Genomic DNA, 14,312 nt, shown 5'->3' on the forward strand with positions numbered 1-14,312 from the left:
CATCCGTCCGGCCTTGCGTCAGCCGGAGTAGTCCCCGACCAGGGCCGCGCCCGTCGCGTGCTCGTCGCGGTCGGTGATCTCACCCGCGATCCACGCGTCGACCCCGCGGTCGGCGAGGGTCGCCAGGGCGACGTCCACCGATCCCTCGGGCACGAGCGCGATCATGCCGACGCCCATGTTCAGGGTCTTCTCCAGCTCCAGCCGCTCGACGTCGCCGGTGCGGCCGACGAGGTCGAACACCGGTGCCGGGGTCCAGGTGGAGCGGTCCACGACCGCGTGCAGGCCGTCGGGGATGACGCGGGCGAGGTTCGCCGCGAGTCCGCCGCCAGTGACGTGGCTGAAGGCGTGCACCTCGGTGGCGCGGATCAGTGCCAGGCAGTCCAGCGAGTAGATCTTCGTGGGCTCCAGCAGTTCCTCGCCGAGCGTGCGGCCGAGCTCGTCGATCCGCGCGTCCAGGGACAGGCCCGCCTGGTTCAGCAGGACGTGCCGGACCAGCGAGTACCCGTTCGAGTGAAGCCCGGAGGACGCCATCGCGACGACCGCGTCACCCTTACGGATACGATCCGGGCCCAGCAGCCGGTCGGCCTCCACGACGCCCGTACCGGCCCCGGCGACGTCGAAGTCGTCCGGACCCAGCAGGCCGGGGTGCTCGGCCGTCTCGCCGCCCACCAGGGCGCAGCCGGCCAGCACACAGCCCTCGGCGATGCCCTTGACGATGGCCGCCACCCGCTCGGGGTGGACCTTGCCGACGCAGATGTAGTCAGTCATGAACAGCGGCTCGGCCCCGCACACCACGATGTCGTCCATGACCATCGCGACCAGGTCGTGGCCGATCGTGTCGTACACGCCGAGCTGCCGGGCGATGTCCACCTTCGTGCCCACGCCGTCCGTGGCGGAGGCGAGCAGCGGGCGCTCGTAGTTCTTGAGGGCGGAGGCGTCGAAGAGTCCGGCGAAGCCGCCGAGGCCGCCCAAAACCTCGGGGCGGCGGGTCTTCTTCACCCACTCCTTCATCAGCTCGACGGCGCGGTCGCCCGCCTCGATGTCGACGCCCGCGGCTGCGTAGCTGGCACCGGTCTCAGACATGGCAAAGGGCACTTTCGTGTCGTACGGCAGGGAACACGGGCTCTTACGGGCGGCGGATCGCGTCGACGGCGGCCGTCGCGGCGGGCCCGGCGGCCAGCTCGGTCTCCAGAAGCTGCTTTCCGAGCAGCTCGGGGTCCGGGAGATCCATCGGGTACTCGCCGTCGAAGCAGGCGCGGCACAGGTTCGGCTTGGCGATGGTGGTCGCCTCGATCATGCCGTCGATGGAGATGTACGCCAGCGAGTCGGCGCCCAGCGAGGTGCCGATCTCGTCGATCGTCATGCCGTTGGCGATGAGCTCGGCGCGAGTGGCGAAGTCGATGCCGAAGAAGCAGGGCCACTTCACGGGCGGCGAGGAGATCCGGATGTGGACCTCGGCGGCGCCGGCCTCGCGGAGCATGCGCACCAGGGCGCGCTGGGTGTTGCCGCGCACGATCGAGTCGTCGACCACGACCAGGCGCTTGCCCTTGATGACTTCCTTCAGCGGGTTCAGCTTCAGCCGGATGCCGAGCTGGCGGATCGTCTGCGAAGGCTGGATGAACGTACGACCCACGTAGGCGTTCTTGACCAGGCCCGCGCCGAAGGGGATGCCGGAGGCCTCCGCGTAACCGATCGCGGCGGGGGTGCCGGACTCCGGGGTCGCTATCACCAGGTCGGCCTCGGCGGGGGCCTCCTTGGCGAGCTTGCGGCCCATCTCGACGCGGCTCAGGTAGACGTTCCGGCCGGCGATGTCGGTGTCCGGACGGGCCAGGTACACGTACTCGAAGACACAGCCCTTGGGCTTCGCTTCCGCGAATCGGGAGGTGCGCAGACCGTTCTCGTCGATGGCGACGAACTCGCCCGGCTCTATCTCGCGTACGAAGCTGGCGCCGCAGATGTCGAGGGCGGCGGACTCGGAGGCGACCACCCAGCCGCGCTCGAGCCGGCCGAGGACCAGCGGGCGGATGCCTTGCGGGTCGCGGGCCGCGTACAGGGTGTGCTCGTCCATGAAGACGAGCGAGAAGGCGCCCTTGACCTGAGGGAGGACCACCGGGGCGGCCTCCTCGACGGTCAGCGGCTTGCCGTCGTCGTCGACCTGGGCCGCGAGGAGGGCGGTGAGGAGGTCGGTGTCGTTGGTGGCCGCCACCCGGGTGTTGCGGCCCTCCTGCTTGGGCAGGTCCGCGACCCTGTCGGCGAGCTGCGCCGTGTTGACCAGGTTGCCGTTGTGGCCGAGCGCGATGGAACCGTGCGCGGTGGCCCGGAACGTCGGCTGGGCGTTCTCCCACACGGAGGCGCCAGTGGTCGAGTAGCGGGCGTGACCGACCGCGATATGACCCTGGAGCGCGCCGAGGGAGGTCTCGTCGAAGACCTGCGAGACGAGGCCCATGTCCTTGAAGACGAGGATCTGGCGGCCGTTGCTGACCGCGATTCCCGCGGATTCCTGGCCTCGATGCTGGAGGGCGTAGAGCCCGAAGTACGTGAGCTTTGCGACCTCTTCGCCCGGAGCCCAGACACCGAAGACGCCACACGCGTCCTGGGGGCCCTTCTCACCGGGGAGCAGATCGTGATTGAGTCGACCGTCACCACGTGGCACGCCACCGAGTGTAGGCGAGATCGCGCACTGGTCCGAATCCGGTGATCTCGGATCATGCCGGTAAGGCACCCCTGACCCGCGTACGTCACTTACTGGCGACCGCGCTGATGCCCTCGCCGTTTTCGCTGGTCAACGTGATGGTTCGAGCGTCGATCTTGTAACTGACCGTGCTCTCGAAGAGTTTCAGAAGCGACTTCTCGGTGTCCATGAGTGAGCCGTCGCACATCCTGCGGGTGGTGCCCGGGGTGCCGAGGGTGAGCGAGCCGTCGCGTACGGTCGCGTCCGCCGACACCCGGTTGCAGCCGAGGCTTCCGGCGAGCGTGCCCTTCTTCTGATCGAGGGTGAACCAGGCCTTGCCCTGCGCGTCGGACGCCAGCGACACGGCGGTGCCGTCCTTGACGAGCGAGGTGACCTTCCACGTCGTGCCGTACAGCTCGGCCGGCTTCTCCTCGCTGAGGACGACCTTGGCGCCGGAACCGGACGTGAGCGTCAGCTTGCCGTCGCTCGTCTCGGCCTTCAGCTGCCCGTCGGAGAGGGCGCGCCGGAAGGCCTCCTCGAACTTCATCGAGACACCCGTGCAGGCCATCTCGGTGGAGCGGGCGGTGCCGAACCTGATCCTGTCGCCCTCGACGGTCGCGGTCGTGCCGAAGCCGTTGCAGCCGTAGTTGCCGTTGACCTTGCCGTCCTCGGCGATCTTCACGTAGGCGCCGCCGGGGGCCTTCTCGCTCTTCCCGTCGACGGTGAGGCTGTCGACGCTCCAGTGGACGCCCTTGACGGACGCCGACGAGGCCGAGCCGGAGCCGGAGCCGACGGAGCTGCTGCCCGACTCGCTGCCGCACGCCACCACGAGCGGGACCAGGGTCAGGGCGGTGAGGGTCAGTCGCTGCTTGTTCATGCCGCGCTTGTTCATGCCGCTGGGACGGGTGGGGCCGGTGAGCGGTTCCCGGTCTCTTTTCGGACAGTCGCCGTGCCCAGGGGCGGACGGGGCTCAGCCGAGGAGCGGCAGCAAACCGCCGAGATCGGCGCGCTCGCCGCTCGCGCTGACGCGCGCCTCCCGCACGGCGGTCGCCCACTCCGCGCGTCCCGTGGCGAGCCGGATCCAGGTCAGCGGGTCGGTCTCGACCACGTTCGGCGGGGTGCCGCGGGTGTGCCGCGGACCCTCGACGCACTGCACGACGGCGTACGGCGGCACCCGCACCTCCGTCGAACCGCCGGGTGCCTTCACGGCGAGAGCGTCGGCGAGCAGCCGGGTGCAGGCGGCGAGGGCCTGACGGTCGTACGGGACGTCCAGGCCCGGCACCGCCGCGTTCAGGTCGTCGGTGTGGACGACGAGCTCGACGGTCCGGGTCACCAGGTAGTCCGCGAGGCTGATGGTGCCGGTGCGGGTGGCGAGGAGGCGGGTGCCGGGTGCGCTCGCGAGGGCCGCCGTGAGCCGCTGCCCGGTGGTGGCGTAGAGGGCGTCGAGGTCGGGGTTGGCCCGCGCCAGCTCCTTCGTGCGCTCGTCGATGTCGGCCGCGCGTGCGGCGGTGGCGAAGGGCCAGGCCAGCAGGGCGAGGTCCGCCTTGGGCGGCTCAGGACGCTCCAGGTTCCTGCTGACCGTCTCGACCGCCATCGTGATGTGCGCGGCCAGGTCCCGCACGGTCCAGTCGCCGAGCCGGGTCGGAGCGGCGAGCCGGTCGGGGGTGAGGGTGCGTACGGCGTCCCGTACGTTCTCGAACTGGGCGAGCACCGCCGTGCGGATCTTGGCGGGGTCGTAGGTGCGGGGGCGTTTCCTGGCCGGTGGCATGGACGTCAGCCTATGTGGGCTGCGATGCCGTCGCGGGTGCCTCGAAGATCTCGCCGTTGCCGGGGACTCCGAGGCCGCGCCAGGTGAAGGGGATGCCGCGGGCGGTGTCCGGGTCGGGGCCGTCCATCAGCTGGAAGTGGAGGTGGGGCTCGGTGGAGTTGCCCGAGTTCCCGCAGCGGGCGATCTGCTGTCCGGCCCGTACCCGGTCGCCCTCACGGACGGCGAGCGAGCCCCGCTGGACGTGCGCGTACATCGCGTGGGTCCCGTCGCCGAGGTCGAGGACGACGTGGTTGCCGACGATCCGGTGGGCGCCTGCCAGATCGCGCACGGACGCCTCCAGGACCATCAGGTAGAGCAGTGCGGGCAGCGACGTGCGGCTGAGGTGGTCGCGCTGATCGTCGGCGGCCCGTACGACGGTGGCGTCGGCCACCGCGAGCAGCGGGGCGCCGAAGGCGGGGAACGCGCTGGTGCGGCGGGCGAGCGGCCACAGCCACCTGAAGGACGGGCGGGCGCCCGGCGTGGGCTCGGCGACGACGTCGATGGCGTACGTCTGGCCGTAGGAGTGCGTGCCGTGGCTCGGCGTGCGGTCGGCCGGGCTGTTCAGCGCGGACCAGCGGCCGGTGACGGGCGGGTCGACCTCGACGGGTTCGCGGGCCAGGCGCGGGCTGTCCGGGGTACCGCCCCACCGGTTGGCCACGATGACGAGGGCGTAGGCGAGGACGATCGGTCCGAAGTTCCACCACCACGGATACCCGAGGTCCAGTAACAGGTGGGCGATCACCAGGCCGAAGAAGACGAGCTGCAGAACTCGGTAGGCGACGCTGATCAGCTTGCGTGCGGTCATGGTTCCCCCTCTTGGTGTGGGCGCCGGCCTGGTCAGGACCGGGCCGCGGACAGTGCGACGAGCAGCGGCACCACCCGCCCCGCAGGCACCTCGTAGCGGCCGCGTGTGGTCGTGTGCAGCCAGCCGGCGGCGGAGAGCTGGCGCAGGTGGTGGTAGATCTGGCCGGTCGTGCCCACCTCGTCCAGCTCGGCGAGCTCGGCCGCGGTGCGCAGGCCGCCGAGGATCTCGCGGAGCAACCGCAGCCGGACCGGATGGCCGAGAGCGGCGAGCGGCTCGGCGAGCCGGGCCCAGTCCTCGTCCATGAGGTCGCCGGTCACCGCGCCGTGCTGCCAGTCGTAGCGCTCCCCGGTCGGCAGCCGTACGGCCCCGGTGAACAGCACACCTCCGTCGGCTGCGCCCAGCCCGGTCAGCTCCTCCTTCAGGCCGTTCAGGGCCCAGAAGTCGTCGCTCGCGTCCAGCTGGGGCGCGGGGCGCCGCGCGTTCTCCAGTGCCGCCAGTCGACGTTCGAGGTCGGCGACGCGTTGTTCGAGATCCACACCTTGGATCTTACGGAACTACGTAACTACGTGCAAACGTGAGAGAGGGACGCCACGGGCACGACGACGAAGCCCCCGCCCGGTGACCCCGGGCGGGGGCTTCAAGAAGACGGAACTGTGCGGGGCCTCAGGCCAGCAGCGCCGGAATCGTCCGCTCGTGGGCCGTACGCAGCTCGTCCAGCGTGAGCGAGAACTCGCCCTGGACATCGACCGAGTCACCGTCGACGACACCGATGCGGGTGACGGGCAGGCCGCGGGCGCCGCACATGTCGTTGAAGCGGACCTCCTCCGAGCGCGGTACGGCGACGACCGCGCGTCCCGCCGACTCGGAGAAGAGGAAGGTGAACGCGTCGAGCCCGTCCGGTACGACCAGGCGGGCGCCCTTGCCGCCGAGCAGCGCCGACTCGACCACGGCCTGGATCAGACCGCCGTCGGACAGGTCGTGCGCCGAGTCGATCATGCCGTCGCGGGAGGCGGAGATCAGGATCTCGGCGAGGAGCCGCTCGCGCTCCAGGTCCACCTGCGGGGGCAGGCCGCCCAGGTGGTCGTGGATCACCTGGGACCAGGCCGAGCCGCCGAACTCCTCACGGGTGTCGCCGAGGAGGTAGAGCAGCTGCCCCTCCTCCTGGAAGGCGACCGGCGTGCGGCGGGCCACGTCGTCGATGACGCCGAGGACGGCCACGACCGGGGTCGGGTGGATGGCCACCTCGCCCGTCTGGTTGTAGAGCGAGACGTTGCCGCCGGTCACCGGGGTGCCCAGCTGCTGGCAGGCGTCGGCGAGGCCGCGGATGGCCTCCGCGAACTGCCACATCACCGCCGGGTCCTCGGGCGAGCCGAAGTTCAGGCAGTCGGAGACGGCGAGGGGCTTGGCACCGGTGGTCGCCACGTTCCGGTACGCCTCCGCCAGCGCGAGCTGGGCGCCCGCGTACGGGTCGAGCTTCGCGTACCGGCCGTTGCCGTCGGTCGCGATGGCGACGCCGAGGCCGGTCTCCTCGTCGACGCGGATCATCCCGGAGTCCTCGGGCTGGGCGAGGACCGTGTTGCCCTGCACGAAGTGGTCGTACTGGGAGGTGATCCAGGACTTGGAGGCCTGGTTGGGGGACGACACCAGCTTCAGGACCTGGTCCTTGAGCTCCTCGGAGCTCTGGGGACGCGGGAGCTTGTTCGCGTCGTCGGCCTGGAGCTCGTCCTGCCAGGACGGGCGGGCGTACGGGCGCTCGTAGACCGGGCCGTCGTGTGCGACCGTGCGCGGGTCGACGTCGACGATCTTGCCGCCGTGCCAGTAGATCTCCAGACGGTCGCCGTCCGTCACCTCACCGATGACGGTGGCGATGACGTCCCACTTGTCGCAGATCTCCAGGAAGCGGTCGACCTTCTCCGGCTCGACGACCGCGCACATGCGTTCCTGCGACTCGCTCATGAGGATCTCCTCGGGCGAGAGCGTGGAGTCGCGGAGCGGGACGTCGTCGAGGGTGACGCGCATGCCCCCCGAGCCGTTCGACGCCAGCTCGGACGTGGCGCAGGACAGGCCGGCCGCGCCCAGGTCCTGGATGCCGACGACCAGCTTCTCCTTGAAGGCCTCCAGGGTGCACTCGATGAGGAGCTTCTCCTGGAAGGGGTCGCCGACCTGGACGGCGGGGCGCTTCGACGGCTTGGCGTCGTCGAAGGTCTCGGAGGCGAGGATGGACGCGCCGCCGATGCCGTCACCACCCGTGCGGGCGCCGTACAGGATGACCTTGTTGCCCGCGCCGGAGGCCTTCGCGAGGTGGATGTCCTCGTGCCGCATGACGCCGATGGCGCCGGCGTTGACCAGCGGGTTTCCCTGGTAACAGGCGTCGAAGACGACCTCGCCGCCGATGTTGGGCAGGCCCAGGCAGTTGCCGTAGCCGCCGATGCCCGCGACGACGCCCGGGAGGACGCGCTTGGTGTCCGGGTGGTCCGCGGCGCCGAAGCGCAGGGGGTCGACGACCGCGACCGGGCGGGCGCCCATCGCGATGATGTCGCGCACGATGCCGCCGACGCCCGTGGCCGCGCCCTGGTAGGGCTCGACGTACGAGGGGTGGTTGTGCGACTCGACCTTGAAGGTGACCGCGTAGCCGTGGCCGACGTCCACGACACCGGCGTTCTCACCGATGCCGACGAGCAGGGCGTCGGACTCGGGGGCCTTCTCGCCGAACTGGCGGAGGTGGACCTTGGAGGACTTGTACGAGCAGTGCTCGGACCACATCACCGAGTACATGGCGAGCTCGGCACCGGTGGGCCGGCGGCCGAGGATCTCCACGATCCGCTCGTACTCGTCCTTCTTCAGGCCGAGTTCGGCCCAGGGCAGCTCGACGTCGGGGGTCGCGGCCGCGTGCTCGACCGTGTCCAGAGGCGTCCGGCTCATGCGTTGACCAGCTTCTTGAGGATCGAGGTGAAGAACGGGAGGCCGTCGGTGCGACCGGTGCCGATGAGCGGCTCGACGGCGTGCTCCGGGTGCGGCATGAGGCCCACGACGTTCCCGGCCTCGTTGGTGATGCCGGCGATGTCCCGGAGCGAGCCGTTGGGGTTGAAGTCGAGGTAGCGGAACGCGACCCGGCCCTCGGCCTCCAGCATGTCGAGGGTGCGCTCGTCGGCGACGTACCGCCCGTCCATGTTCTTCAGGGGGATGTGGATCTCCTGGCCCTCGCTGTAGTCGCTGGTCCAGGAGGACGTGGCGTTCTCCACCCGCAGCTTCTGGTCGCGGCAGATGAAGTGCAGGTGGTCGTTGCCGAGCATCGCGCCGGGCAGCAGGTGGGCCTCGGTGAGGATCTGGAAGCCGTTGCAGATGCCGAGGACCGGCAGGCCCGCCTTCGCCTGCTCGATCACGGTCTCCATCACCGGCGAGAAGCGGGCGATGGCCCCGGCGCGCAGATAGTCGCCGTAGGAGAAACCACCGCACAGCACCACGGCGTCGACCTGCTTCAGGTCCTTGTCCTTGTGCCAGAGAGCGACCGGCTCGGCACCGGCGAGCCTGATCGCGCGCTGCGTGTCCCGGTCGTCCAGGCTGCCCGGAAAAGTGACGACGCCAATACGTGCGGTCACTTTCCTGCCTCCGTCTTCTCTTCCTCCACCTTCACGGTGAAGTCCTCGATCACGGTGTTGGCGAGGAAGGATTCCGCCAGTTCGTGGATGCGGGCGAGCGCGGCGTCGTCGACCGGTCCGTCCACTTCCAGTTCGAAACGCTTTCCCTGACGTACGTCGGAGACGCCCTCGAAACCGAGGCGCGGCAGCGCGCGCTGCACCGCCTGGCCCTGGGGGTCGAGGATCTCCGGCTTGAGCATGACGTCGACTACGACGCGTGCCACTGGCACTCCCGGTGTGTGGTGCTGAGCAGGTTCCTTCAGACTACCCGCACAAAATTTCTACGCGGGTAGATTCGTAGGAATCTACGTGAGCACCGTCACGATCCGGTATCGAGCGGCTGCCATGACGGAAAGTTCTGGGAAAGATCCGGGATACCTATTGTGCAACGGACGCCCGGACGGTTTTAGTCGGGGTTCACATTGCAATGCCGGGCTCTGTACAAATGAATTGGCAATAGCCGATACTTTGCCCAATAGCCCAATTACTGCCGGACAGCCGACATCTCGTCCGACTCCCCATGACGTACCAGCACGTCATCGAGGTGATCGCAGCAACGAGGTGTCGCACGAAGGGACCGATATTCGTGGCGCAGCGTGTCGTAGTCACTCTCTTCGACGACATCGACGGCTCGGAAGCGGCGGAAACGATCGCCTTCGGACTCGACGGCACGTCGTACGAGATCGACCTCAACCCAGCCAATGCCGAGGGACTGCGCAAGGCCCTGGCCCCCTACGTGGAGGCCGGCCGCAAGCGCTCGCGGTCCGGCAAGGCCTACAAGCAGACCGACGTCGCCCCCGACCCGTCCGCCGTCCGCGCGTGGGCCCAGTCCCACAAGATGGATGTCCCCGCACGCGGGCGGATCCCCAAGAGGGTTTACGAGGCGTTCGCGGCGGCGCACTGATGCGCGCGGCGTACTGATGCGCGGCCGTGCACTGAGCCGACTCACGTCTCCCGGAGCCGGGTGCCTGCGGGCCCCGGACCCCGGGGGCCCTGCGAGCTCCGACGACCGGTCATCCGCCCCTGGCGGCAACCGACTTGCGCAGCACCCCCGCTGATCAGCTAGAGTCTGGAGCACGCCGAGGGGCGAGGCCGAAAGGCCCGGCTCACGGAGTCACGCGGGTGTAGTTCAGTAGTAGAACATCCCCCTTCCAGGGGGAAGGCGCAGTGTGCAATTCCTGTCACCCGCTCTGCATCGCCGGTCCGACCACCTTTGTGGATCAGGTAGGCTGGTGCTCGCGCCGATCGGTGAGAGCCGGTCGGATGCAATGCGGACGTAGCTCAGTTGGTAGAGCGCAACCTTGCCAAGGTTGAGGTCGCGAGTTCGAGCCTCGTCGTCCGCTCCAGGAAGTAAGGCCCCGGCCACTCGGCCGGGGCCTTTTCGTGTGCGCCCGTTCATGCCCCTTCATGCACACATGCGCGCCCACCGGCAGTTCGCGACTGACATTTGTCATGGGGAGTGATGACAGGTCCCACTGCCGCCGACGCCGGACGGCGGGGATGCTGAAGGCATGAACACGAACGGGCACGAGGACGTGATTGAGGTCACTGACCTGCGGCGCGTGTACGGGGGCGGTTTCGAGGCCGTGCGGGGGATCACGTTCTCCGTGGGCCAGGGGGAACTCTTCGCGCTCCTGGGCACGAACGGCGCCGGGAAGACGTCGACGGTCGAACTGCTGGAGGGCCTGGCACCACCGGCCGGGGGGCGGGTGCGGGTCCTCGGGCACGACCCGTACGAGGAGCGGTCGGCCGTCCGGCCGCGCATCGGCGTGATGCTGCAGGAGGGCGGCTTCCCCTCCGAGCTGACCGTCGCGGAGACCGTACGGATGTGGGCGGGCTGCACGAGCGGGGCGCGCCCCACGGGGGAGGCCCTGGAACTCGTCGGTCTCGGGAAGCGGTCCGGGGTGCGGGTCAAGCAGTTGTCCGGAGGTGAGAAGCGGCGCCTCGACCTGGCGCTCGCGCTTCTCGGTCGCCCCGAGGTCCTCTTCCTCGACGAGCCGACGACCGGGCTCGACGCCGAAGGACGCCAGGACACCTGGGAGTTGGTGCGGGAGCTTCGCCACGGGGGTACGACGGTCCTGCTCACCACGCACTACCTGGAGGAGGCCGAGGGCCTGGCCGACCGCCTCGCGATCCTCCACGAGGGCCGTATCGCGGCGACCGGCACCCCGGCGGAGGTCACCGCGTCCCAGCCGTCACGCATCTCCTTCGACCTGCCCGACGGCTACTTCCTGGGCGACCTGCCCCCGCTGGCCGAACTGGGTGTGACCGACCACGAGACGACCGGCCGCACGGTCCGGCTCCGTACGCAGGAACTCCAGCGCACCGCCACCAAGCTGCTGTTGTGGGCCGAGCGCACCCGCGTCGAGCTGGGCAGCCTCGACATCCGCTCGGCGTCCCTGGAGGAGGCGTTCCTGCGGATCGCCCGTGAGGCCTCCGGTGCGTCAGGCGGCGTCGAAGGGGCGCGTGGTGACGCGAAGTCCGGGAAGGCGGCCACGGTATGAGTGCGGCGACAGGAGTGCGGGCGGGTGCTCCCGCGGGGACGGCGGGGAGGACCACCCCCGCCGGACGCATGGCCGCCCTGGCGCGGGCCGAGTTGACGCTGCTGGGCCGTTCGAAGGCGACGCTGGTGACGGCGCTGCTCGTGCCGTTGGTGATGCCGTTCAGCGTGCGCTCGGCCGTCAACGAGAGGGACCTGGAGGCGGCCGGACTCTCGGTGGGCTCCGTGCTGTTGCCGGCCGCCGTCGGCTTCTCACTGCTCTTCGCGGTCTACAGCTCCCTGGTGAGCGTGTACGCGGCGCGGCGCGAGGAGCTCGTGCTGAAGCGGCTGCGCACCGGGGAGTTGCGGGACGTGGAGATCCTCGCCGGTGCCGCGCTGCCGGCGGTCGTCATCGGCCTCGTCCAGTGCCTGGTCCTGGTGGCGGCCTGCACCGCGCTTCTCGACGTCGGGGCGCCCGAGGCACCTCATCTCGCCCTCCTCGGGTTGCTGTTGGGGCTCGTCACGTGGCCCGTGCTCGCCGCCGTCGTGTCGAGCTTCAGTAGGAGCGTGGAGGGCGCCCAGGTCGCCGCCATGCCGCTGCTGTTGGTGTCGATGCTCGGGTCGGGCACGATCGCGCCGCTGGAGGTCATGCCCGACCGCCTGGCCTCGGTGTGCGAACTGCTGCCGCTGACACCGGTGATCACACTGCTGCGGGGCGGCTGGACCGGGGAGTTGTCCGCGTACGACGCCCTGGGCGCCGTCGCCACGGCGGTGGCCTGGATCGTGGTCGCGGTGTTTGCTGTACGGCGGTGGTTCCGTTGGGAGCCGCGGCGCTGACGTACGGGGAGCAGGGGGACGAGCAGGGGATGCGCATGCCGGGGGGATGGTGGCGGCGGAAGAACACGCCGGCGAAGGTCGAGACCTACACGCGCTGGACGTTCCACTCCTTCGTGGTCATCGAGTTGGCCACGATCGGGCTGACGGCGCTGACCGACGCCGACGTGGACGCGCGGACCGCGAGCTGGGTGGTGCCGATGGGGTGCGCGCACGCCGCGGCCTGCGCCGTGACCGCGTCGCGAGCACTCGACTGGACGCGTGGCCGCCGCAAGCAGCCCGTGGAGCTGCTGTGGATACTCGCATTCGTCACCGCGGTGATCGCCGGGGCAGGGCTCCTGATCGTGGAACACGGCCCGGGTGACGACAGCGTCGACACCGCGACGGGCACGCTCGTCGGGGTCGTGCTGACCTTCGGCCCCGGCACCATGGCCCTCGGGATCCGCACCCGGCGGCGCATGGCCGCGACGGTCGCGGGCTTCGCGGCGGGCACGGGAGCCGTGGCGCTGGCGATGGGCCGCCCTGCCGTCGGCTCCCTGGTCACCGCGGTCATGGTTCTGCTCGGCGCCGGGTCCATCGCCTTCACCTCCGCCTTCTCCGTCTGGCTCCTCAACGCCGTCTACGAACTCGACGAGGCCCGCGAGACCCGCGCCCGGCTCGCCGTCGCCGAGGAGAGACTGCGCTTCGGGCGCGACCTGCACGACGTGATCGGCCGGAACCTGGCCGTGATCGCGCTCAAGAGCGAGCTGGCGGTGCAGCTGGCACGCCGGGAGCGGCCCGAGGCCGTGGAGCAGATGATCGAGGTGCAGCGGATCGCGCGGGAGTCGCAGCGCGAGGTCCGGGACGTCGTACGCGGATACCGGGAGGCCGACCTGGGGGCCGAACTCGCCGGTGCGCACGGGGTGCTGACCGCCGCCGGAATCGCGTGCGAGGTGCGCGGGGAGACGGCCGGGCTGCCCGCCGAGGTGCAGTCGGCCCTGGGATGGGTCGTGCGGGAGGCCACCACGAACGTGCTGAGGCACGGGGACGCCGGACGGTGTGAGGTGGGGATACGGGTGCTGGAGGGGCGCGTGGTGCTGACCGTGGAGAACGACGGGGCGTCCGACGTCCCGCCGGAGGGCCGGGGCTCCGGGCTCGTCGGCCTGCGGGAGCGGCTCGCCGCGGTGGACGGGACGCTGGAGGCCGGCCGGGTCCGCGAGGGTGTGTTCCAGGTGGTGGCCGAAGTGCCGTTGGCAGTGAGCGAGGTCTCGGCGAGCGAGGTCACGGCGTGAGTGTGCGGCTGCTGCTCGCCGACGACGAGCACCTGATCCGGGGCGCCCTCGCGGCCCTGCTCGCGCTGGAGGACGACCTGCTGATCGTCGCCGAGGCCGCGTCCGGACCGGAGGCGCTGGCCATGGCCCTGGCGCACGAGCCCGACGTCGCCGTCCTGGATCTTCGGATGCCCGGCGCGGACGGTGTGAAGGTCGCCACATCCCTGCGCGCCGAGCTGCCCGATTGCCAGGTGCTGATCGTGACCAGCCACGGGCGGCCGGGACATCTCAAGCGGGCCCTGGAGGCGGGAGTGCGCGGCTTCGTCCCCAAGACCGTCAGCGCCCAGCGCCTCGCCGAGATCATCCGCACCGTGCACGCCGGGAACCGTTACGTGGATCCGGAGTTGGCCGCCGACGCGATCTCCGCCGGGGACTCGCCGCTGACCGCGCGGGAGGCCGAGGTGCTGGAGCTGGCCGCCGACGGGGCGCCCGTCACGGAGATCGCCGAGCGGGCCGGGCTGTCACCGGGAACCGTACGGAACTACCTGTCGTCGGCCGCCACCAAGCTCGGGGCCGAGAACCGTCATGCCGCGGTACGTCTCGCACGTGAGCGAGGTTGGGTATAGTTGCTCTCGCGCCACGGCGCAGTGCGGACGTAGCTCAGTTGGTAGAGCGCAACCTTGCCAAGGTTGAGGTCGCGAGTTCGAGCCTCGTCGTCCGCTCGGTTTTCGAAGGCCCCGGTCATCCGACCGGGGCCTTCGTCGTGCGGCCTGCGCCCCCTGCGGGCAGGGCTCAAGGGGGCAGGGCGTCAGGGGGGCAGGGGGTCAG

The 14,312-nt window shown here is 70.4% G+C and carries 14 protein-coding genes and 3 tRNA genes; 8 read left to right on the forward strand and 9 right to left on the reverse strand.

Annotation, left to right across the window (positions count from 1 at the left end; all coding sequences use genetic code 11):
• Positions 1-18 precede the first annotated feature (18 nt).
• The 9 genes from purM to purS form a co-directional block, all read right to left on the reverse strand.
• Positions 19-1,083, reverse strand: a complete 1,065-nt coding sequence (purM, locus tag ACZ49J_RS07500) for a phosphoribosylformylglycinamidine cyclo-ligase (RefSeq protein WP_467446552.1) — start codon at positions 1,081-1,083, stop codon at positions 19-21.
• A 43-nt stretch (positions 1,084-1,126) separates the two neighbouring features.
• The gene (purF, locus tag ACZ49J_RS07505) at positions 1,127-2,653 is read right to left on the reverse strand and encodes an amidophosphoribosyltransferase (RefSeq protein ID WP_467446554.1); all 1,527 of its coding nucleotides are present in this window, start codon (positions 2,651-2,653) and stop codon (positions 1,127-1,129) included.
• 85 nt (positions 2,654-2,738) lie between these two features.
• Positions 2,739-3,548: an META domain-containing protein gene (locus tag ACZ49J_RS07510; RefSeq protein WP_467446556.1), complete on the reverse strand. Its 810-nt coding sequence runs from the start codon at positions 3,546-3,548 to the stop codon at positions 2,739-2,741.
• A 93-nt stretch (positions 3,549-3,641) separates the two neighbouring features.
• Entirely contained in the window at positions 3,642-4,439 is a 798-nt protein-coding gene (locus ACZ49J_RS07515; protein WP_467446557.1) for a maleylpyruvate isomerase family mycothiol-dependent enzyme, read from the reverse strand.
• A 10-nt stretch (positions 4,440-4,449) separates the two neighbouring features.
• Complete coding sequence (locus ACZ49J_RS07520; protein WP_467446559.1) at positions 4,450-5,283, reverse strand: M23 family metallopeptidase; 834 nt, start codon at positions 5,281-5,283, stop codon at positions 4,450-4,452.
• 32 nt (positions 5,284-5,315) lie between these two features.
• Positions 5,316-5,819, reverse strand: a complete 504-nt coding sequence (locus tag ACZ49J_RS07525; RefSeq protein ID WP_467446560.1) for an ArsR/SmtB family transcription factor — start codon at positions 5,817-5,819, stop codon at positions 5,316-5,318.
• 127 nt (positions 5,820-5,946) lie between these two features.
• Positions 5,947-8,205: a phosphoribosylformylglycinamidine synthase subunit PurL gene (purL, locus tag ACZ49J_RS07530; RefSeq protein WP_467446561.1), complete on the reverse strand. Its 2,259-nt coding sequence runs from the start codon at positions 8,203-8,205 to the stop codon at positions 5,947-5,949.
• Positions 8,202-8,882, reverse strand: a complete 681-nt coding sequence (gene purQ / locus ACZ49J_RS07535; RefSeq protein WP_467446562.1) for a phosphoribosylformylglycinamidine synthase subunit PurQ — start codon at positions 8,880-8,882, stop codon at positions 8,202-8,204. Before purQ ends, purL begins: the two co-directional genes overlap by 4 nt.
• Complete coding sequence (gene purS / locus ACZ49J_RS07540; protein ID WP_467446563.1) at positions 8,879-9,145, reverse strand: phosphoribosylformylglycinamidine synthase subunit PurS; 267 nt, start codon at positions 9,143-9,145, stop codon at positions 8,879-8,881. Before purS ends, purQ begins: the two co-directional genes overlap by 4 nt.
• 362 nt (positions 9,146-9,507) lie before the next feature.
• On the opposite strand from purS, the gene ACZ49J_RS07545 reads away from it, so the two are divergent.
• From ACZ49J_RS07545 to ACZ49J_RS07580, 8 genes are all read left to right on the forward strand, one after another.
• On the forward strand, positions 9,508-9,825 hold the full coding sequence (locus tag ACZ49J_RS07545) for a histone-like nucleoid-structuring protein Lsr2 (RefSeq protein WP_467446564.1): 318 nt from the start codon (positions 9,508-9,510) through the stop codon (positions 9,823-9,825).
• A gap of 214 nt (positions 9,826-10,039) precedes the next feature.
• Positions 10,040-10,111: transfer RNA gene (locus ACZ49J_RS07550), tRNA-Gly, on the forward strand.
• Between the two features lie 80 nt (positions 10,112-10,191).
• Positions 10,192-10,267: transfer RNA gene (locus tag ACZ49J_RS07555), tRNA-Gly, on the forward strand.
• Between the two features lie 165 nt (positions 10,268-10,432).
• Positions 10,433-11,425 carry an ABC transporter ATP-binding protein gene (locus ACZ49J_RS07560; protein WP_467446565.1) on the forward strand — a complete coding sequence of 331 codons (993 nt, stop codon included), beginning with the start codon at positions 10,433-10,435 and terminating at the stop codon, positions 11,423-11,425.
• Entirely contained in the window at positions 11,422-12,237 is an 816-nt protein-coding gene (locus ACZ49J_RS07565; RefSeq protein WP_467446566.1) for an ABC transporter permease, read from the forward strand. Before ACZ49J_RS07560 ends, ACZ49J_RS07565 begins: the two co-directional genes overlap by 4 nt.
• Positions 12,219-13,505, forward strand: coding sequence for a sensor histidine kinase (locus ACZ49J_RS07570; protein WP_467447178.1), 1,287 nt, complete (start codon positions 12,219-12,221; stop codon positions 13,503-13,505). Before ACZ49J_RS07565 ends, ACZ49J_RS07570 begins: the two co-directional genes overlap by 19 nt.
• A complete protein-coding gene (locus tag ACZ49J_RS07575) occupies positions 13,502-14,110 on the forward strand; it encodes a response regulator (RefSeq protein WP_467446568.1) in 609 nt (202 codons plus the stop codon). Before ACZ49J_RS07570 ends, ACZ49J_RS07575 begins: the two co-directional genes overlap by 4 nt.
• Positions 14,111-14,133: 23 nt before the next feature.
• Positions 14,134-14,206, forward strand: a tRNA-Gly gene (locus ACZ49J_RS07580).
• Positions 14,207-14,312 lie beyond the last annotated feature (106 nt).

The organism is Streptomyces sp. NPDC030840 (genome assembly GCF_055572015.1).

Bases quoted from the DNA above. Each gene is read 5' to 3' on its own strand.
- purM (WP_467446552.1), bottom strand. From the start codon at position 1,083: ATGTCTGAGACCGGTGCCAGCTACGCAGCCGCGGGCGTCGACATCGAG.
- ACZ49J_RS07520 (WP_467446559.1), bottom strand. From the start codon at position 5,283: ATGACCGCACGCAAGCTGATCAGCGTCGCCTACCGAGTTCTGCAGCTC.
- ACZ49J_RS07510 (WP_467446556.1), bottom strand. From the start codon at position 3,548: ATGAACAAGCAGCGACTGACCCTCACCGCCCTGACCCTGGTCCCGCTC.
- ACZ49J_RS07565 (WP_467446566.1), top strand. From the start codon at position 11,422: ATGAGTGCGGCGACAGGAGTGCGGGCGGGTGCTCCCGCGGGGACGGCG.
- ACZ49J_RS07515 (WP_467446557.1), bottom strand. From the start codon at position 4,439: ATGCCACCGGCCAGGAAACGCCCCCGCACCTACGACCCCGCCAAGATC.
- purL (WP_467446561.1), bottom strand. From the start codon at position 8,205: ATGAGCCGGACGCCTCTGGACACGGTCGAGCACGCGGCCGCGACCCCC.
- ACZ49J_RS07560 (WP_467446565.1), top strand. From the start codon at position 10,433: ATGAACACGAACGGGCACGAGGACGTGATTGAGGTCACTGACCTGCGG.